Raw genomic sequence first — 21,631 nt, 5'->3', positions numbered from 1 at the left:
TATGGAAGTATCTTCATACTATGATAGGGGCAGAATATCAAATATAGTGTGGACAATCACAGATAAATACGGATATGAAGTCGATTTTTCTCTTATAGAGCAAGATTATTTTTCCTATGAATTAATATATAATGCTACTATAATAGGCTCGGTATATAACATACTTGACTATAAGATGATAGCAGATTTTATAAAAAGTATTAAAGAGCAAATAAATAAAGCTAAAGAGATACTTACACTATTTTTTATGTGTATTGAAGAAACTTGTATAAATAAAAATATAGAATTTATAAAAAATATAGAAAATATCAGATATGAAAATTATAAATACAATATAAAAATTTTGAGTGAAACAGGGAAAAAAGACAAGCTATATAATATGTTGAGATTGGCATATTGGCATAATAATACAGATAAAATCATGATATTTCCACACAATATAATTCACATAATAAGAAGTATAGGTGAATTTAAAACAGTAGATAACACCATAGACTTTATAGAAAAATTTAAAAAAATAATTAATTTATACTTTAAATTTGAGGAAGACAACATAAAGCAAAATATTGAAAATTCACAGAATATAAATGAAAAAACTAAATCTGCCATAGCTATATCAATAAAAAATAATAAAGAGAAGATATATGAGTTTTTCGAAGAATATACATCTTCAGAATTCAATCCTAATGAAAGTATAATTGAGAAAAATTTTTCTACAGACTCGTCTACCATAGATGAAAAAGAAGATATATCAAAAGAAGAAGAAAATCTAAAAAAAATGGAAAACTACTATGGTAAAACTATGTTTGACATAAATAAACTGCATATATTGGAAAAAAAGTATTGTAAAGATATACATCATGCATATAAACTTTTTTTTACAAAAGGAGATTTGTCATCTATAAAAGAAGATTATAGAAAAAATCAAATTGAGCAGGAGCAAAATAAAAATAAATATGAATATATGAGCAAGAAAGAGTATTACGATAGGTCTATAGAAAAGTTGAAATCCATAATAAAGCAAAGTTTGGCTCAAAATGAAAATGTAAAAAATAAATCATACAGCGGTAACGTAGATGCAAGGCTTATATATAAAGCAGAAAAGATAAATGATTATAAAATTTTTTGGAAAGAAAAAAGAAGAGATGAAATAAAATTTCTCGTGGATATAGTTATAGATTCAAGTGCCTCGTTGCTTGAAAAGCAGAGCAAATTATCGGTTCAAGCTTATATAATATCAAAGGCATTGGAGGATTTGAAGATAGAAAATTCTATAAAAACATTCAACAGTTTTATGGATTATACAGTTATAAAAATATTGAAAGACTATGATGATATGAAAAGTGAAAATTGCTTTGATTATTTTTGTAGCGGTGGAAACAGAGATGGGCTTGCAATAGATGTTATAGGTTCGATGTCAAATAATATGAGTGATTACAAAAAGATGATGATAATATTCACAGACGCAAAACCGTTTGATGTACAAGTATTACACGCTATAGGAACAAAAGCTAAAAAACCATATCAAGGAGATATTGCAATAGACGATACAGCAAATGTTATAAGAAAACTAAGGCAGAAAAACACAAAGGTATGTGGTATATTCAGCGGTCAGGAAGAAGATATAGGCATAATAAGATATATATACGGCAGTGATTTTTTGCATATAAATTCAGTAGAACAGCTTTCAACCAAAGTAGGTAGATTTATAAGCGATTATATAAGTAATTTTTACGAATAATATGAAAATTTTTATAAAAAAGCTCAAAAAAATATTGAAATATGATAATTTATATATTATAATCTATAAGATATTAAAAAGATATTGCAAGAAGAGTAAGATTTTATATATTTTTCAGAGAGAAAACGTAAGGTGCGAGTTTTTAAATATATGTCCGAAAGCTGACTTGCAAAATGAAAGTTAATTCATTTAATCTTCAAATTCTAATAAAATTTGACGTTGATTACGTTATAATCCAAAAGATATGAGATTTTTAAGTTCTTGTATGAACAAGGGTGGTACCACGATAATTCGTCCCTAATACTTTATCAGTGTTAGGGATTTTTTTATGCTGAAAATAATTTTGTATTAATTTATATTAGTAATAACATATTTATAGAAAGGGATTGATTAAAATGGAATTTATGAAAGCGAATGATATAAGAAAAAAATATCTTGATTTTTTTAAGAGCAAAGAACATTATGTAAAAAACAGTTTTTCATTAGTGCCTAAAAATGATAAGAGCCTTTTACTTATAAATGCAGGTATGGCTCCTTTAAAAAACTATTTTTTAGGAATTGAAATACCTCCTTCAAAAAGAATGGCGACTTGCCAAAAATGTGTAAGAACCGGAGATATAGAAAATGTAGGAAGGACAGCAAGACATGCTACTTTTTTTGAGATGCTCGGAAATTTTTCTTTTGGAGATTATTTTAAAAAAGAGGCAACAAGTTTTGCTTGGGAATTTGTAACAAAAATTCTTAAACTTGATGAAGATAAACTTTGGGTTACTGTATACGAAGAAGATGATGAAGCATTTGATATATGGAAAAATAAGGTGGGCGTATCAGAAGAAAGAATAGTAAGACTTGGAAAAGACGATAATTTCTGGGAAATAGGAAACGGTCAAGGTCCTTGCGGTCCATGTTCTGAAATCTACATAGATAGAGGAAAAGAATATGGCTGTGATGATCCGAATTGTAAACCGGGTTGTGATTGTGACAGATTTTTAGAGTTTTGGAATTTGGTATTTACACAATTTGACAAACAAGTTGACGGTAGCTACAAAAAATTGGAGCATCCTAACATAGATACAGGTATGGGATTAGAGAGAATGGCTTGTATAATGCAAGGTGTAGACTCTATATTTGATATAGATACTATGAAACAGATAAGAACAAAGATATGTGAAATATCAGGTAAAAAATATAACGAAAATGAAAAAACAGATATATCTATAAGAATAATAACAGACCATTTAAGAGCTATAACATTTATGGTGAGTGACGGTATAGTGCCTTCAAATGAGGGAAGAGGATATGTTCTTAGAAGATTGGCAAGAAGAGCGATAAGACATGCCAAATTGATAGGCATAGATAAAAAATTTATAAATGATGTTGCAAATGTAGTTATAGATGTATATGCAGACGGATATGAAGATCTTGTAACAAATAAAGATTATATAAATAAAATACTGAAGATGGAAGAAGAAAAATTCAATGAGACATTGGACACAGGCATAAATATCTTAAACTCATATATTGAAGATGCAGTTAAAAATAATGACAAAAAAATAAAAGGTGAAGACGCATTCAAACTATATGACACATATGGTTTTCCGTTGGAGCTTACAATAGAAATTGCTGAAGAAAAAAATTGCTCAGTAGATAAAGAAGAATTTGAAAATCAAATGCAACAACAAAGGGAAAGAGCAAGAAATGCAAGAGCAAAAGGCACTGATATAGGCTGGAAAGATGAAATATCAAGTTTGGATTTATCAGTAAAAAATACAGAATTTGTAGGATATGACAGTCTTGAAATTGAAAATTCTATACAAGATATAATTTTTGAAAAAGAGATAGTAGATGAAGCATTGCAAGGACAAGAAGTTATATTGATTTTCGACAGAACGCCTTTTTATGCAGAATCAGGTGGACAAGTGGGAGATATTGGACAAATTTCAGGAGAAAATTTCAAAATAATTGTAAATGATGTAAAAAAATCCACTAACGGATTGTACTTGCACCACTGCATAATAGAAGAGGGAAGAGTAAAAAAATACGAAAAAGCTGTTTTAAAAGTTGATAAGGATATAAGATTTGCAATAAAAAGAAATCACACAGCTACACATCTATTACACAAGGCTTTAAAAATTGTACTTGGAGATCATATACAACAAGCGGGTTCATTAGTATCAAGTGACAGATTAAGATTTGACTTTAATCATTTTTCAGGTATGAGTAAAGAAGAAATATCTATGGTAGAAAAAATAGTAAATGAGCAAATATATAATGCACTTAGCGTGAAAACTGAAGTTATGTCTATAGAAGATGCAAAGAATACGGGAGCAATGTCATTGTTTGATGAAAAATATGGCGATATAGTAAGAGTTTTAAGTATCGGGGATTTTTCAAAGGAATTTTGTGGTGGTACACATGTAACAAATTCAAATGATATAGGAATGTTTAAAATAACATCAGAAGGTGGAGTTGCATCAGGAGTAAGAAGAATAGAAGCTATAACAGGATTAAAAGTATATGAGTATTTGCTTGGCGAAGAACGTCTTATAGATACGGTATCCAATATAATAAAATCATCTAAAGAAAATATAGAAAAAAGAATAACAGAAGTAGTGGAAGAAAATAAATCATTAGATAAAAAATTAAAACAGATACAAAATGAATCTGCCAAAAATACTCTTGATACTCTTATAAAAAATGCCAAGCAAATAAAAGATGTTAAGCTCATAACATATTCATATGAAAATATGCAAGATGATGTACTAAGGGATATAATGCAGGAAATAATTGACAAAACTGAAAATACAATAGTGATATTTTCAAATGTTATTACAGAAACAGGTAAATTATCCTTTATATGTATGGTTGACAAAGCACTTATACCTAAATACAACGCAGGGAAAATAGTGAAAGAAGTAGCCGTTACAACAGGAGGAAATGGTGGCGGAAAGCCTAATATGGCACAAGCCGGAGGAAAAGATATAAGTAAAATCTCTGAAGCTTTTGCAAAAGCAAAAGAATTTATAGAAAATATATAATTTTTTATAAAATTTAAAAATTGAATAAATGTTTTGATAATTTAAACTATTATTTATTTTTTACAAATAATAGTTTAAATTTTTGACTGTTTTATGTTATAATCTTATGGAAAGGATTTGATTACTTTGGAACATTATTCAAGAGATAGAGTATTACTTAGAATTTTGAACACCGTGTTTTTTGCGGTTTTATTATTTATAAACATAAGATTATCTTTTTTTTCAGGAGATAAATCATTTGTAAATTATGCTGATATAAAATATTTTATGTCACCGTATAAATTTTTGTATATACTGAACTTTGTATCGCTGTTATATATGGCTGTATTTGTGATAGTTCAAATAGACTCTTCAAGCCACGGAATTAAGAAAAAAGTGGTGGAAAATTATAGCTTTTTTTTAATATTGGCATTTATTTTTATGGGAATGCACTTGTATTTTCTAATTCAAAAAAAATACAGCTTTGCATTTTTATACATTATTATAGGCACTCTTTTAACGGCAATACTATATATAAAATCTCAAAATATGAAAAGATATATGTATAATGATGAAATACGAGTGTTTGTATATCCGTTTTCTGTTTTTTTTGCTTGGAATGCAATAATGCTTTTTATGACGTTTAATATTATGTTTAAATCGTCTTTGGTTATTGGTAGCACGATATCTATAATACTCGCATTCATACAGCTCATTATTATAGTTGCAATAAGCATAGGTGTATTATACTTTTTTAGAGACACTATTTTCATAGTTATACAACTTTTATATTTACTAACAGTAGCTGTAAATACAGGTTTAAATGATTATTTTATGCCTGTGGGTTATTTATGCTTTTTATCAATAATACTTGTATTTGTATTTTTGTACAGGACTAAAAAAAGAAAAAAATAAGTAAAGTATTTATCGAATAAATATATTAATTGAAAAAATATACAGGAGGTTTTTATGTCAGTTAGAGTAAGATTTGCACCTTCTCCTACCGGATTTGTTCATATCGGAAGTTTGAGAACAGCATTATATAATTATCTTTATGCTAAGAAGAACAATGGAGTTTATTTATTAAGAGTAGAAGATACAGATAGAACAAGACTTGTAGATGGTGCGATAGAGTCTATGCTAACTTCTCTTAAATGGGCCAATATAAGCTCTGATGAAGGTGTATGTATATCTGATAAAAATGAAATAACGCAATTAGGAGAAGACGGACCTTATATACAATCAGAAAGACTTGATATCTATAAAAAATATATAGATATCTTAGTTGAAAAAGGTCATGCTTATTATTGTTTTTGCTCAAAAGAAAGACTTGAAAATTTAAGAGAAGAGCAAAAACAAAGAGGTGAAGATACTAAATATGACGGACATTGCAAATCTTTACCAAAAGAAGAAATACAAAGAAGAATTGCAAATGGAGAAGAATATGTAATAAGATTAAAAATGCCTAAAAATGTAGATATAGCGTTTGATGATGTGGTTAGAGGCAGAGTCGTTATAAATTCTGATACAGTTGACGATCAGGTGCTTATGAAATCAGATGGTTTTCCTACATATCATTTTGCGGTTGTAGTAGACGATCATCTTATGAAAGTTACACATATAATAAGAGGAGAAGAGTGGCTTACTTCAACACCTAAGCACGTCATGATGTATGAAATGTTCGGTTGGGAAAAACCTACTTTTGTTCATCTTCCTAATATATTGAATGCGGATAAGAAAAAATTGTCAAAAAGACAAGGCGATGTGGCAGTAGAAGATTTCAGAAAAAAAGGCTATTTACCGGAAGGACTTATAAATTATATAGCACTGCTCGGTTGGTCTCCTGAAGAAAATAAAGAGATATTCTCTCTTGAAGAACTCGTTGAAAACTTTTCATTAGAACGAGTTTCAAGCAGTGGTGGTGTATTTGATGTTGCTAAATTAAATTGGGTAAATGCACATTATATAAAAGAATATCCGATAGAAAAACTTGTAGAATTGTCAATACCATTTATTGAAGAGTCAGGCTTGATGACAAAAGAGGATATCGAAAAAAATTCTAAATGGCTACATTTGGCTATGGATACAATAAGAGACAGACTCAGCTATTTAAAACAATTTCCGGATGAAATAAAGACTTTCTTATTAGATAATATAGAAAATGTTGAAGATGAAGCCATTCAATTTATGAAATTGGAACATATGAAAACACTTTATGAAATTGTAAAATCTGAAATAGAAAATGCGGATATTATAAATGCGGAATTTGTAGACAATCTATTTGCAAAATTGAAAGAACAGAAAATAAAAGGTAAAAATCTGTTCATGGGGCTTAGGGTTGTAATAACTGGTCAAACTCATGGACCTGATATTCATAAGTCAATGGAACTGATTGGTAAACAAAGATTGCTTAAACGTCTTGAACAGACAAAACAATATATATTTTAGTATATATATGGTGTATCTGAAAGGTATAATACTTTTTTAGATACACCATAGTATTACTGGCAAGTAATACTAATATTCGTTTAATTGATATATATAATTTATATGATTTTTTTACTTTGAGTATATAATAATTTTACTTAGTATAAAAATAAACTTATAATTATTTGGAGAAAAGAATGCTTTTAGTATGTGATGTAGGCAATACAAATCTTGTTTTCGGGCTTTATGAAGGAAGAATTTTAAAACACAGTTTCAGACTTGGTACAGATCCGACTATGACATCTGATGAGTATGGAGTATTTGTAAAAATGCTCATAGAAGAAGAAGGTTATAAATTTTCAGACATAGATGATGTTATAATATCATCAGTAGTACCAGAGGTAATGCACTCATTAGATAATTTTGCATTTAAGTTTTGTAAGAAAAAACCGTATATAGTAGGACCGGGAATAAAAACTGGAATAAATATTAAATATACAAATCCTTCACAAGTAGGCGCAGATAGAATAGTGAATGCAACAGCGGGATATGAAAAATATAAATCAAATCTCATATTGATAGATTTTGGTACGGCAACTACATTTTGCAGTGTTTCTAAAGATGGAGATTATTTGGGAGGACTTATAACTCCTGGGATAAAAATATCAGCAGATGCATTGTTTTTAAATGCCTCAAAATTGCCAAAAGTAGAAATAAAAAAACCGGAGAATGTAGTTGCAAAAAATACTGTAAGTGCAATACAAAGCGGTATATATTATGGCTACTTAGGACTTGTAGATAAAATAGTGTCTCAGATGTTATTAGAGCTCGGTTGGAAAGAAGGAGAATACAATATAATAGCGACAGGAGGACTTTCACAGCTTATTGTAAATGAATCGATTCATGAAATAGAAGTGGATAAAACTCTTACATTAGAAGGCTTAAGAATAATATATGAAAAAAATAAACAATAATTTAAAAATAGGCTATAAACTGTATGAAGATGTTATTGCAATACCGGCTCCTATGGCGGGTTATACGGATTTACCGTTTAGAACTATATGTGAAGAATTCGGTGCAAAACTGACTTTTACTGAAATGGTAAATGCGAAAGCATTGTGTTATGAAGATGAAAAGACGTTTTCTATGTTGAATGTAAAAGGTCAAAAATATGATATAGCAGTTCAAATATTCGGTAGCGAAGTAGAATATATGACAGGGGCTGTTAAAATAATAAATCAGCTCGGTATATTTTCACATATAGATATAAATATGGGTTGTCCTGCACCTAAAATAGTAAAAAACGGTGACGGCAGTGCACTTATGAAAACTCCTGAGCTTGCAGCTGAAATAGTGAAAAATGACAAAAAAAAGTATCAAAATTGCCTATAACTGTAAAAATAAGAAAAGGTATAAATGAAAAATCTGTAAATGCGTTGGAATTTGCCAAATTAATGCAAGATAGCGGTGCAGATGCGATAACAATACACGGAAGAACAGCCAATCAGTATTACAGTGGCACAGCGGATTGGGATATAATAAAAGAGATAAAAGAAAATTTGAGTATACCTATAATAGGAAACGGAGATGTAAAATCACCGGAAGATGTTCAAAAAATCATTGAATATACAAATTGTGATGCTGTTTTAATAGGTAGAGGCTCACAAGGAAATCCGTTTATATTTTCTCAGATAAATGACTTCTTTAAAAATGGTGTTTATGATGAAATAGATGATTATACAAGAATAGTTACAGCATTGAAGCATTATAAAAAAGCCATAGATATTTTTGGAGAAAGTACAGCAGTTAGAGAAATGAGGAAACAACTCAACTGTTATTTAAAGGGAATAAAAAACTCATGTTCCATAAAAAATGCTATAAACACAGAACTGTCATATAAAAAAGTTATAGAGATACTTTCTGATTTTTCCAAAAGCTTGACATTAAATTAGCAATGGTATATAATTCTTACTTAAAGCTTATAATTCAGTTATTATTTCAAAATATTTTTATATAAATTAGTCAATATTAAGGCTAATATCATTTATAAAAAACAAATAATACTGATTATACTTACACAAATATATATTAAATTTGTGTATAAACTTTTAAAAGCAATTAGCTATAACTTAATATTGAAAAAAGGAGAGCTGCAATTAATGTCTACACCAAATGAAAATTATATAATACTTACAAAAGAGGGATACGAGAATATAGAAAAAGAACTCGAAGAATTAAAATCAGTCAGAAGAAAAGAAGTTTCAGATAAACTTAAAGTAGCACGCTCTTTTGGAGATTTATCAGAAAATGCAGAATATGACGAAGCTAAAAACGAACAGGCACAATTAGAAGAAAGAATAACAAAACTTGAAAACATACTTAGAAAAGCTGAGATAATATCAGAGTCCGATATGAAGATGAATGTTGTAAATGTTGGCTCTACTGTTAAATTTTTCATAAAATATCCTGATGGAGAAGTAGAAGAAGAAGAGTATACAATAGTAGGTAGTGCAGAGGCGAATCCTTCAGAAGGTAAAATATCAAATGAATCTCCAATAGGAAAAAGTCTTTTAGGCACAAAAAAAGGACAAAAAGTAGATGTACAAGTGCCTGATGGAATAGCAAAACTAAAAATTTTGTCAATAGCATATTAAAATAGAGCATAAATTTATCCAAATTAGGAGGAGTAATGGAAGGCGAACAAATAATCCTTAATGAAATAGAGAGATTAAAATATGAAAAATTATTAAAATTGCAAGAAAATGGCAAAGATCCATTTAAAATAGAAAAATTTGATCAAACACATCATTCTAAAGAGATAAAAGATAATTTTGAAGACTTTGACGGAAAAGAAGTATCAGTAGCAGGAAGAATGATGAGTTTTAGAAGTTTCGGTAAAGCAACTTTTATTGATATACAAGACAAAGACGGAAGAATTCAAAGTTATGTAAGAAAAGATCAACTTGGAGAAGATCTTTATAAAGAATTTAAAGAATTTGACATCGGAGATATAGTAGGTGTTACCGGAATAGTATTTAAGACACAAAAAGATGAGATATCTATAAAAGCGTCAAGCATACAATTATTGTCAAAATCTCTTAGAATATTACCGGAAAAATATCATGGTCTTAAAGACATGGATCTTAGATATAGACAAAGATATGTTGATTTAATTGTAAATCCTGAAGTAAAAGAGGCTTTCCTAACAAGAAACAAGGCTATAAAAGCTCTTAGAGATTTCTTGGAGCAAAGAGAGTTTATAGAAGTGGAAACACCTATACTTAACACTATTGCCGGAGGAGCTGCCGCAAGACCGTTTATAACTCATCACAACACTCTTGATATAGATATGTATTTAAGAATAGCAAATGAATTATATCTTAAGAGATTGATAGTAGGCGGATTTGAAAAAGTATATGAAATGGGTAGAATGTTTAGAAATGAAGGAATGGATATGAAACACAACCCTGAGTATACAGCTATGGAACTATATCAGGCATATGCAGACTATGAAGATATAATGAAACTTACAGAAGAAGCTGTTGCATATATGGCTGAAGCCGCAACAGGTTCAACGCTTATAGAATATCAAGGCAAACAAATAGACTTAAAACCGCCTTGGAGAAGATTATCTATGACAGATGCAATAAAACAATATGCTAATATAGATTTTGACACTATAAAAACAGATGAAGAAGCGGTTGAATTGGCAAAAGAACATGCTGTAGAAATAATACCTGAAATGACAAGAGGTCATGTAATATCAGCTATATTTGAAAAATATTGTGAAGAAAAATTGATAGAACCTACATTTATAACACATCATCCTGTAGAAATATCACCACTTTCAAAAAGAAATCCTGATGATCCGAGAATAACAAACAGATTTGAGGCATTTGTAAATACTTGGGAAATAGCAAACGCATTTTCAGAATTGAATGATCCTATAGACCAAAGAGCAAGATTTATGGCTCAATTAAGACAAAGAGAGCTTGGGGATGAAGAAGCTCAAATGCTTGATGAAGATTTTCTGAATGCAATAGAAGTAGGTATGCCACCTACAGGTGGACTTGGAATTGGAATAGATAGAGTAATAATGTTACTTACAAATTCAGCAAGTATAAGAGACGTAATCTTATTCCCTACAATGAAGCCAATGGCTAAAAAAATGGCTGAAAATCAAGATTTATCATCTCAAGATGACAAATCTTGCAATGAATCTATTACAGATTTGAAGAAAATAGATTTATCTAAAGTGAAAGTAGAGCCTTTATTTGAAGATATGGTAGATTTTGAAAAATTTTCTGAGTCAGATTTTAGAGTAGTTAAGGTTAAAAACTGCGAAGAAGTTCCTAAGTCAAATAAATTATTAAAATTCATATTAGATGATGGAACAGAAAAGGATAGAATAATTTTATCAGGTATAAAAAATTACTATAGTGCTGAAGAATTAATAGGTAAAACTTTGCTTGCGATAACTAATTTACCGGAAAGAAAAATGATGGGTGAACCGTCACAAGGAATGCTTTTATCTGCAGTATATGAATATAATGGTGAAGAAGCGTTAAATCTTATTATGTTGGATGGAAATATACCTGCTGGAGCAAAAATATATTAAAATAAGAATTTATTATAAAAGACTGATGTTGAATTTAATAATTTGGCCTCAGTTTTTTATGTTTTATACTATTTTCTAATAAAATTATGGATAACTTGTATAATTATATAAAATTAATATACATACTCTACCAGAAAAATTAATTGTTATTATTTTCCATTATTCTATAAGATTTTAGTATTAGTATGATTATATTTTCAATTATAAATAATGTTCGAGCTTAAAATTAATTAACAAATAAGTTGAAAATAAACTGATAAAGTTAGAAGTTAAGGAGGTGATTTCATTGAATCCTTTAGTTGTATATTATTCATATTCAGGAATAACAAGGAAATTAGCAGAAGATATTGCATTGATTACAGATGGGGATTTGAGAGAACTTAAACCACAAAAGCCTTATTCCTTTTCATATAATACAGCTGTAAAAGAAGTAAGAGAAGAAATTGAAAAAGGATATTGTCCTCCTCTTATTCAAGGGGCAGAAAGTATTGAAAATGCAGAGGTGATTTTTGTAGGTTCTCCTAATTGGCTTAAAACTTTTGCTCCACCCGTTTTATCGTTTTTAAGAACGGTTGATTTAAGTGGAAAGACCATAATTCCGTTTTGTACACATGGCGGAGGTGGTTTTGGGAGAATGATTGAAGATTATAAAAAGGAATGTAATCACTCAATTATAAAAGATGGAATAGCATTAAAAGGAGATTACAGTTTTGATGAACTTAAAACATGGTTAGACAGTAATTTGTAACTCCCGGTTTCACTAATTAAAATAATTAAATAAAAAACTAAAGCATATCAATTAAAAACGATAAATCAAGCAGTTATAAAAAAGGGACAGTAGGAAATTTATTACACAATTCCACAATTTTAGACTATAAAAATTGCTTTCAAAATGGTATAATGAATTAGTTTATAAATACTAACTTCGCTTTTAATATATTGAAATCTTATAAGGCGAAATTATAATTATCCGGGAGGAATGTATTATGGGCTGGTTTGGAAAAAAGAAGGAATGGGATATTAAAAAGTCAGACGCAAACAAAAGCAGATTAAGAGAATTGTTTAATGGAGTTATGGAAGATGGACACTCCTATGATATTGTTTATGGGTATGGCTTGAATATAAAAAACAGTGATTATATTTTAGCTCGTAAAACTACATACACATATACAAGTTTAATTATAGGTTATCGTGAATCTGATATGAGCATAGCACTACTACAAACAACTCCGGAGCTTGAGGGCTGTAGTGAAGCTGAAATTTTTAAAAAAGACAATATTAAAAAAGCAAAAATTGCAACAGGTATGTATACGATTTATCATCAAGGAGGATTGATGGCAGGCTATACTCAATTTGCAACTTTAGCAGAAAATGATGAAAAATTTCTTGCTTATATATATCAGCCGGAAGAATATGATAAGTTTGATATATTCTTTAAGAAATTTTCAGGAAAGTAAGCTATGAATTGGATAATATATTTTTTAATCTTTTTAGCCATCTGTATAGTATGGTTTGTTATTACACGAATTTGGGTAAATGGAATAGATTTGATTATATCTGCTTTCAAGAAAATATTTGGATTAAATAAAAATAATAACGCAGAAAGTTGGAATACTTTGGAAGATATTAGGAATAAGAACAAAAAAGATTAAATAACAAATACAATTAAATTTATAAGGCTATGAAGAACAGTAAATCAAAATGGTTTACTGTTTTTATTGCTCAAAAATGGAAAGGAAGTTAAAAAGACAAGCGTTAACAAAAATATGCTTGACGAAATACTTACTGTATTATTGCATAAGATTTATTCCTTTTTAAAATATTTTGAATATAAACTATTACTGTTAAATTACTGATAATATAACAACGTTGACATAAATCGTCAAAAAATATATAATTGTACAAAGATTTGTAATTCAAAGGATAGAGATAGAAGAAATATAAAACCATATTCTAATATAGTAAAAACTAAAGTCTATACGGGGGAGTCTATGTGAAAAAAACTTTTAACTTATTTACATATATTGCAGCAATAACACTTGTAATACTTACATTAACAGCTTGCAAGATGTGGGGGCCTAATGATTACAACCAAGACAATTACGAAAGTGTATTAGCATACTTAAAATCTGATTTGGAAAGTTATTTTGCAAGTGAAATGCCAAATGTAGAGATTTTGGAAGTCAGTATTTACCAACCTTTTAGAAATTTAACCAATTGTCTGAAAGGAAAGGCAAGTGTTAGAAAAAGTTCAGAGGATGAAGCCGATGTTGAAACTTTTAATTTCTTTTACGATTCTGGAAATGATATGCTTTACACAGATAGCGGAGATAATTTAAAGCGTTGTGTTCAAATGGCTTGTGATATGATAATTGAGAAACTGCCTGAAGATTTCTCTTATTCTAATCCAACTCTTTCTAAATTTGGCTCTGTAGTTAAGCTAAAAGTTTATAATTTTGATAATAAGACAGGTAAACGCTTAGAAAATGAAGAAGTTGAAATGATTGGGGATATGTTGCCATATGGTGTAAAGGATGATGAGCTTATAGAAATAGTAAAAGACACTCTTGGACATTCAAGTAAAAATGAGTTTGTTGCTTTTGATTGTAATGCAGTGGCTAAGTCTCACATATCTTATCATTTTTTTAGAGAAACACCGAACGAAATTTTTAAAAATTTTCCATGTATTGATACAGTTGATATAGGATTTTATGATTTATCCGGTAATAATCTCGGTTTTCTCTCATCTTTTGAAGATGATCGTCTGATTGAAGATTCTAAAAAAAATGGGCACTATATTATCAATGAATACCATGTTCCAAAGTATTATGATTTATCTAAATGGTTGAAATTAAACGGTTATGACAACTCCTACTATAATACTGACTATGATACAGGTAACTTGGTAGAAGAAAAGGAGATTATTTCAAACCATAACGGTTCAATGGTGGAGCGAACAGAGAAAGGATTTAGAGTAACGCTTGGAATATATGGAGAAATATTTTTATTAACAGAAGTAGACAGCAATGATGGTAATAGCTCGGTCATTCCTTTAGAAGCGAAAACACTTTTGACAACTCTCGGCAAAGCGAATGATTCACCGGAAGGAACTATATTTCAATTAATAGAAGAACCATCTATGGGACACGGATGGAAACGTATAGCTGACGAAGATGGAAGTAGAAAGACATTCAGTGTAGGAACATATGAATTTACTTATAAGTGATTTTATATACTTATTAATCGATTTAAAATATTATTATGTATTAATAATTAAAAGGAACAAAAATTGAATATAACAATTTATCAAAAACGTATAAATAATGAATTATTGAAACCTTTGAAAACAGAATATATTAATAGAATTAAAAAATATTGCAACATAAATATACAAAATGAAATTTTTTCTATACAAAACAAACAATATGTTATAAGAATTTCAAAAAAGGCAAACACTATTTCATCAACAGATTTTGCAGATAAAATAAGCAGTATTTTAACAAGTGGATACTCTAACATAGTATTTTTAACGGATGATATTATATCATCTCACGACGATTTTGAAATATCTGTTACAAAGCTTAAAACTTCATATGAAATGGAGATAATTATGCTTTTAGAACAAATATATAGAGCATTTAAAATAAATAACAATGAGGTTTATCATAAATGAAAAATGTAGGTGGACAAGCATTGATAGAAGGCATAATGATGAAAAGCCCTGAATTAAAATCAATATCAATAAGAAAACATACAGGAGAAATAATAACAACTACAAAAAAACTGAAAGAAAATCCTGTTAAAAACATCCCTGTAATAAGAGGAATATACTCTCTTATAACATCTGTAATTGAAGGTAGTGAGGATATAAATTATTCAGCATCTTTTTTTGAAGATGAAGATGATAAAAAGAGCAAATTTGAGCTGTTTTTAGAAAAATATTTAAAGATAGAAAACTTTATGAGTATAATATCATTTACATTAGCAATATTTTTAGCGATTTTTATGTTTTTATTTATTCCTGCTACTGCTACAAAATTTTTTGAAAAAGATTCCGGTATCTTATTTTCTTTAATAGAAGGCTTTATAAAAATATCTATTTTTGTATCATATATAGCTATAATATCAAAATTGCCTGATATGAAAAAAGTATTTATGTATCATGGTGCAGAACATAAAAGTATATTTGCATATGAAAAAGGTCTTGAATTAACTGTAGAAAATATCAAAAAAATGCCAAGATTACATCCAAGATGTGGAACAAATTTTATAGCGGTGACACTTATAATTTCGATACTTGTAAGTTCATTTATACAAGTAGACAGCATAATTATAAGAGTGTTTACCAAAATTATAATTTTACCATTAATAGCAGGCATATCTTACGAAGTGATTAAATTGGCAGGTAAATCAGGTAATATACTTACAAATTTATTGATATTCCCTGGAATGATGTTGCAAAAAATAACTACACAAGAACCGGAAGATGAGCAAATAGAAGTCGCTATAGCGGCACTCAAAAAAGTATTATAAAAGTATTGAAAGGTACTTCAATTATGACAATAAGACAGATATACACATATTGTATAAATGAATTGAACAGTGATGAAAAATATATAGATACAGAATTATTGATTGCACATGTGTTAAAAAAAGACAGATTATACATTAAACTTAACTTGGATGAAGAGATAAGCGTGGAAGACGAAAATTATGTAAAATCAGGCATAAATGAACTTAAAACCGGAAAACCCATACATTATATAACCAAAGTAAGAGATTTTTTCGGTTTAGATTTTTTTGTAGAAGAAGGCGTATTGATTCCAAGAAGTGATACTGAATTTTTAGTACAAGAAAGCATAAATGCTTTGAATAAATTCGATAAAAAATTGCATGGCTTGGAAATAGGCGTAGGTAGCGGTATAATATCCGTATCATTGTTAAAAAATATTCCAAATTTGAAGATGACATGTATAGATATAAATGAGAAAGCAATTTTATTAAGCAGAAAAAATGCTGAAAACTTAGGTGTATCAGATAGGATATTACTTATAAATTCAAATCTTTATGAAAATTTGCAAATACATGAATTTGATTTTATAATATCAAATCCTCCATATATTCCAACGGATGATATAAAATCACTTGAAGATAAAGTCAAAAATTTTGAGCCTATAAATGCACTTGACGGAAGAAAGGATGGACTTTACTTTTATGATGAAATCTTAAAAGAAAGTAAAAAATATCTAAAAAAGGATTTTTTTATTTTTTTTGAGATAGGCTATAATCAAGGAGAAGATTTAAAAAATTTGTTCAGAAAATATAATTTTAGCGGAGATATAAAAATTATCAGAGACTACAACAACAATGAAAGAGCAGTAGTATATCAAAGTTGAATAAAAGTATTGAAATGATGTTGAAAAAATAATAAAAATATGATAAAATTTTTAAATAAAATTTTTTATTTTAAACATATATGAATTTATTTTAATGTTTTATAATTTGAATGGAGGTAGTGAATTGAAAAGAGCAGCTGTGTTTTTTGCTGACGGATTTGAAGAGGTAGAGGCACTTACAGTTGTAGACTACCTTAGACGTGCTGACATTCATGTAGATATGATTTCCACTATTGATAATAAAATTTGTAGGGGAGCTCACGATATAGATGTAGCTATGGATAAATTGATGGATGAAACATCTGATGACTATGATGCGTATATTTTTCCAGGGGGCTCTGATAATGCAACATCAATGAGGCAAAATAAAAAATTGTTGGATAAAGTAAAAAAAGTATTCAATGAAGATAAATTAGTCTGTGCAATATGTGCTTCGCCTACTGTGCTATATGAAGCAGGAATACTTGTGGGTAAGAAAATAACTTCATATCCCGGAGTTTTCAAAAATATTGAAGGTGGATTTGATTATCTTGAAGAGAAAGTTGTGGTTGACGGCAACTTAATCACATCAAGAGGCCCGGCTTTAACAGTATATTTTGCCCTTGAAATAATACAAGCTCTTGAAGGAGAAGAAAAAAGACAGCAAATAGAAAACCAGATTTTATTAGCAATGATGTAAAAGATTTATTACTAAGGGATTTTCTTAAGTTTATGAGGAAATCCCTTAATTGTGTTTATAAAAATATTTTAATACTATTAATTTATTAAATATCCGATTATAATAAAACAATTATATAATGAAATTATTATTTGGATTTATGATATTTTAATGCTTATTATTAATATATTGATATAGTTTTGAATTAGTATTAATATCATTTTTGAAAGGAATGTTGAAATTTGTCATTAAGAGAAGATATAAGAAATATTGCTATAATAGCCCATGTTGACCATGGTAAAACTACACTTGTAGATGCATTGTTAAAACAAAGCGGTATATTTAGAGAAAATCAAGAAGTGCAAGATAGAGTTATGGATTCAAATGACCTTGAAAGAGAAAGAGGTATTACAATTCTTTCTAAAAATACAGCTATTCACTATAAAAATGCAAAAATAAATATAATAGATACTCCGGGACATGCTGATTTTGGAGGAGAGGTTGAGCGTGTGCTTAAAATGGTTAATGGCGTTATTCTTGTTGTTGACTCTTTTGAAGGACCTATGCCACAAACAAGATTTGTGTTAAAAAAAGCATTGGAATTAAACTTACCTGTGCTTGTGTGTATAAATAAAGTAGATAGACCTGAGGGTAGAGCTGAAGAAGTAGTCGATGAGGTTTTGGAACTTTTATTGGAATTGGATGAAAGCGAAAGATATCTTGATTCACATTTTATATTTGCATCTGCCATAGGTGGCTGGGCAACAGATGATTTGTCTGTGAAAAAAGATAATATGGAAGATATGTACGAGGCTATTTTAAAATATATGCCTGCTCCTGAAGGTGACTTTGATGCTCCTCCTAAAATGCTCATATCAACGATAGATTATAATGAATATATAGGTAGAATAGGAGTAGGAAAAGTAGAAAGCGGAATTATAAAAGTAAATCAGGAAATGCTTCTTATGAATCATCTTGATGAAAATAAAAAAGTAAAAGTTAAAATAGGTAAATTGTATGAATATGATGGTTTAAAGAGAGTGGAAGTTCCTGAGGCAAAAATGGGTTCAATAGTTGCCATATCAGGTATAGAAGATTTACAAATAGGTGATACTCTGACAGATCCTTCAAATCCTAATACTATTGAATTTGTCAATATTTCCGAACCTACAATAGCTATGACATTTTCTGTAAATGACTCTCCATTTGCAGGACAGGAAGGTAAATTTGTAACATCAAGACAAATCAAAGACAGATTACAAAAAGAGTTGAATACAAATATTTCATTGAGAGTTGAAGAAACAGACTCAGCAGATGCGTTTAAAGTATCAGGAAGAGGAGAATTGCATCTTTCCATATTAATGGAAACTATGAGAAGAGAAGGCTATGAATTTCAAGTATCTAAGCCGGAAGTATTGTTTAAAACAGATATAAACGGAAAAAAACTTGAACCTATGGAGATAGCTGTAATAGATGTGCCTGAAGAATTTATGGGTTCTGTAATGGAAAAAATGGGGCTTAGAAAAGGCGAAATGAAAAATATGATACAAAGTAAAGGCGGATATGTAAGACTTGAGTTTTCTATACCGACAAGAGGTCTCATAGGATATCGTAGCGAATTTTTAACAGATACAAAAGGAAACGGAATAATAAATACGTTATTTGACAAATATGACGAATACAAAGGTGCAATAGAAACAAGATCAAGAGGTTCTCTTGTAGCATTTGAATCAGGAGTGGCAGTAACATATGGGCTTTATAATGCACAAGAAAGAGGGATTTTATTTGTAGAACCGGGAGAAAAAGTATATTCAGGTCAAGTTGTAGGATTAAATGCAAGACCTGAAGATATAGATGTAAATGTGTGCAAAAGAAAACAAGCTACAAATATGAGAGCGTCAGGTTCAGATGATGCGCTAAGATTATCTCCTGCAAAAAAAATGTCATTGGAAGAAACGTTGGAGTTTATAGATGATGACGAACTTATAGAATTGACACCAATATCAATGAGAATAAGAAAAAGAATATTAGATAAAGCACAAAGAGCAAAAGCAAGATCGAAAAATTAATTTTGAAGTTTGCATTGATTGAAAACAGGTTGGTGTAAAATATGAAAGTTGATAATGCCATAATACTTGCTGCCGGAATTGGAGACAGGTTTTCGCCATTGACATATACTAAACATAAAGGATTAATAGATGTTTTAGGTGAAACAATGGTTGAAAGACAAATCAGGCAATTAATTAAGGCAGGAATAAATGATATAACAATAATAACAGGATATTTATCAAAAGATTATGATTTTTTAATTGATAAATATAAAGGAATAGTTAAGCTACTATTTAATGAAAATTATCTCACTAAAAATAATATATACAGCATGTATATTGCCAGAAAATTGTTGAGAAATACTTATATATTGTCTTGTGACAATTACTATGTAAATAATATTTTCTCAAATATTGAATATAATGCTTGGTATTGCGCAGTATCATCACAAGCAGATAAAAATGAATGGGGATTAACATTAGACCATAATGATAAAATAATATCTATCTCAAAAACTGCTAAAAGCAATCAATATTATATGTATGGGGCAGTATTTTTTGATGAAAAACTTTCCGAAAAATTTAGAAATATTTTAGAAGAAATGTCTTGCGAATTGGAGAAAGAACATAGTGCTATTTCAAATTGTCTTTGGGAACAAATACTATTAGATAATATAAATGAATTTGAGATATATGCAAAAAAAGAAAAAGAAAATAATGTATACGAATTTAAAAGTCTTGAACAATTAAGAAATTTTGATATAAGATATAAAAATAATTGTGAAGATGCAATAATAAAAAAAATATCAGAAGTATTTGATGTAAAACAAGAAAAAATTACCAATATAGTTAGTCAAAAATTAGGTATGACTAATGATTCATTTAGATTTGATATAGATAATGTAAGTTATATATATCGTGTAAGTGGAGAGATGTCTCATAAAATAATTGACAGGTATACAGAAGCACTTGTTTATAAAAAAATAAAAAATTTACACATATCTGACGAAGTAATATATATTGATCCAAAAACAGGACATAAAATATCAAAATTTTTTTATAATGCAAGAGTTATAAATCCTGCTTCAAAAGAAGAAGTATTTAGAGCTATTCAAATGATAAAAAAACTTCATAATCAAAATATAAAAATAGATAAATATTTTGATATTAAAGAAAACTTGTTATATTATGAAAGACTTGCAAAAGAAAAAGGTGTACAATTTTTTGAAGATTATGAGCAAGTAAAAGAAAAAATATTTAAAATATTGGGATTTATTAAAAAGTTGCCGATGAATGTATGTCTTTGCCATATAGATGCAATTAGAGATAATATTTTGATTACAGAAGATAACAGTTTGAAATTAATAGATTTTGAATATGCAGCTATGCAAGACCCTATGATTGATATAGCTATGTATGCAATATACAGTGACTATAATTTTGAACAAATAAGAGAATTAGTCAATATATATTTTGCAGAAGAAGAAATACCAAAGTATTCATACGAAAAAGCTATATTATTTGCGGTATGTGGCGGATTACTATGGTATACTTGGGGGAAATATATGCAAAATAATAATGAATTAAAAGACTATTTGAAATCTATGTATGATTATGCTAAATTAGATGTTGACTTAACTATTTAACAGCAAAATGTTAAATATTCCGCTTAATTATAACTATTATACAGTTTTATAATTTATAAAAAATTGAATTTTCAAATTAA

The 21,631-nt window shown here is 28.7% G+C and carries 16 protein-coding genes and 1 pseudogene; all 17 read left to right on the top strand.

What is annotated here, in order from left to right:
* Position 1 precedes the first annotated feature (1 nt).
* The 17 genes and pseudogenes from HMPREF9629_RS07605 (at position 2) to HMPREF9629_RS07520 (ending at position 21,551) form a co-directional block, all read left to right on the top strand.
* Positions 2 to 1,741, top strand: coding sequence for a vWA domain-containing protein (locus HMPREF9629_RS07605; RefSeq protein ID WP_009525805.1), 1,740 nt, complete (start codon positions 2 to 4; stop codon positions 1,739 to 1,741).
* Between the two features lie 395 nt (positions 1,742 to 2,136).
* Entirely contained in the window at positions 2,137 to 4,779 is a 2,643-nt protein-coding gene (gene alaS / locus HMPREF9629_RS07600) for an alanine--tRNA ligase (RefSeq protein ID WP_009525804.1), read from the top strand.
* Between the two features lie 117 nt (positions 4,780 to 4,896).
* Entirely contained in the window at positions 4,897 to 5,673 is a 777-nt protein-coding gene (locus HMPREF9629_RS07595) for a hypothetical protein (protein WP_242822033.1), read from the top strand.
* A gap of 54 nt (positions 5,674 to 5,727) precedes the next feature.
* Positions 5,728 to 7,206, top strand: coding sequence for a glutamate--tRNA ligase (gltX, locus tag HMPREF9629_RS07590; protein ID WP_009525802.1), 1,479 nt, complete (start codon positions 5,728 to 5,730; stop codon positions 7,204 to 7,206).
* 176 nt (positions 7,207 to 7,382) lie between these two features.
* Positions 7,383 to 8,159 (top strand): type III pantothenate kinase, encoded by a 777-nt coding sequence (locus HMPREF9629_RS07585; protein ID WP_009525801.1) that lies wholly within the window; start codon positions 7,383 to 7,385, stop codon positions 8,157 to 8,159.
* A pseudogene (dusB, locus tag HMPREF9629_RS12675) lies at positions 8,140 to 9,137 on the top strand (tRNA dihydrouridine synthase DusB). The gene HMPREF9629_RS07585 and the pseudogene dusB overlap by 20 nt, the downstream one beginning before the upstream one ends.
* Before the next feature lie 207 nt (positions 9,138 to 9,344).
* Positions 9,345 to 9,839, top strand: a complete 495-nt coding sequence (gene greA / locus HMPREF9629_RS07575) for a transcription elongation factor GreA (RefSeq protein WP_009525798.1) — start codon at positions 9,345 to 9,347, stop codon at positions 9,837 to 9,839.
* A 35-nt stretch (positions 9,840 to 9,874) separates the two neighbouring features.
* A complete protein-coding gene (gene lysS / locus HMPREF9629_RS07570; protein ID WP_009525797.1) occupies positions 9,875 to 11,803 on the top strand; it encodes a lysine--tRNA ligase in 1,929 nt (642 codons plus the stop codon).
* A 286-nt stretch (positions 11,804 to 12,089) separates the two neighbouring features.
* Positions 12,090 to 12,551, top strand: a complete 462-nt coding sequence (locus tag HMPREF9629_RS07565) for a flavodoxin (RefSeq protein WP_009525796.1) — start codon at positions 12,090 to 12,092, stop codon at positions 12,549 to 12,551.
* Between the two features lie 238 nt (positions 12,552 to 12,789).
* Positions 12,790 to 13,260 carry a hypothetical protein gene (locus HMPREF9629_RS07560; RefSeq protein WP_009525795.1) on the top strand — a complete coding sequence of 157 codons (471 nt, stop codon included), beginning with the start codon at positions 12,790 to 12,792 and terminating at the stop codon, positions 13,258 to 13,260.
* Positions 13,261 to 13,796: 536 nt separating this feature from the next.
* Complete coding sequence (locus tag HMPREF9629_RS07550; protein ID WP_009525793.1) at positions 13,797 to 15,029, top strand: hypothetical protein; 1,233 nt, start codon at positions 13,797 to 13,799, stop codon at positions 15,027 to 15,029.
* A 63-nt stretch (positions 15,030 to 15,092) separates the two neighbouring features.
* Positions 15,093 to 15,476, top strand: a complete 384-nt coding sequence (locus HMPREF9629_RS07545; RefSeq protein WP_009525792.1) for a 23S rRNA (pseudouridine(1915)-N(3))-methyltransferase RlmH — start codon at positions 15,093 to 15,095, stop codon at positions 15,474 to 15,476.
* A complete protein-coding gene (locus HMPREF9629_RS07540; RefSeq protein WP_009525791.1) occupies positions 15,473 to 16,336 on the top strand; it encodes a DUF1385 domain-containing protein in 864 nt (287 codons plus the stop codon). Before HMPREF9629_RS07545 ends, HMPREF9629_RS07540 begins: the two co-directional genes overlap by 4 nt.
* Positions 16,337 to 16,359: 23 nt before the next feature.
* The gene (prmC, locus tag HMPREF9629_RS07535) at positions 16,360 to 17,199 is read left to right on the top strand and encodes a peptide chain release factor N(5)-glutamine methyltransferase (protein ID WP_009525790.1); all 840 of its coding nucleotides are present in this window, start codon (positions 16,360 to 16,362) and stop codon (positions 17,197 to 17,199) included.
* A 124-nt stretch (positions 17,200 to 17,323) separates the two neighbouring features.
* Positions 17,324 to 17,878: a DJ-1 family glyoxalase III gene (locus HMPREF9629_RS07530; protein WP_009525789.1), complete on the top strand. Its 555-nt coding sequence runs from the start codon at positions 17,324 to 17,326 to the stop codon at positions 17,876 to 17,878.
* A gap of 221 nt (positions 17,879 to 18,099) precedes the next feature.
* Positions 18,100 to 19,926 (top strand): translational GTPase TypA, encoded by a 1,827-nt coding sequence (typA, locus tag HMPREF9629_RS07525; protein ID WP_009525788.1) that lies wholly within the window; start codon positions 18,100 to 18,102, stop codon positions 19,924 to 19,926.
* Positions 19,927 to 19,967: 41 nt separating this feature from the next.
* Positions 19,968 to 21,551: a sugar phosphate nucleotidyltransferase gene (locus HMPREF9629_RS07520; RefSeq protein WP_009525787.1), complete on the top strand. Its 1,584-nt coding sequence runs from the start codon at positions 19,968 to 19,970 to the stop codon at positions 21,549 to 21,551.
* The last annotated feature ends 80 nt before the right edge of the window (positions 21,552 to 21,631 follow it).

Source organism: Peptoanaerobacter stomatis (genome assembly GCF_000238115.1).
GTDB classification, from domain to species: Bacteria; Bacillota; Clostridia; order Peptostreptococcales; family Filifactoraceae; genus Peptoanaerobacter; species Peptoanaerobacter stomatis.
The sequence above is the reverse complement of the archived record's forward strand: the minus strand, read 5'-3'. Positions and strand labels throughout refer to the sequence as shown.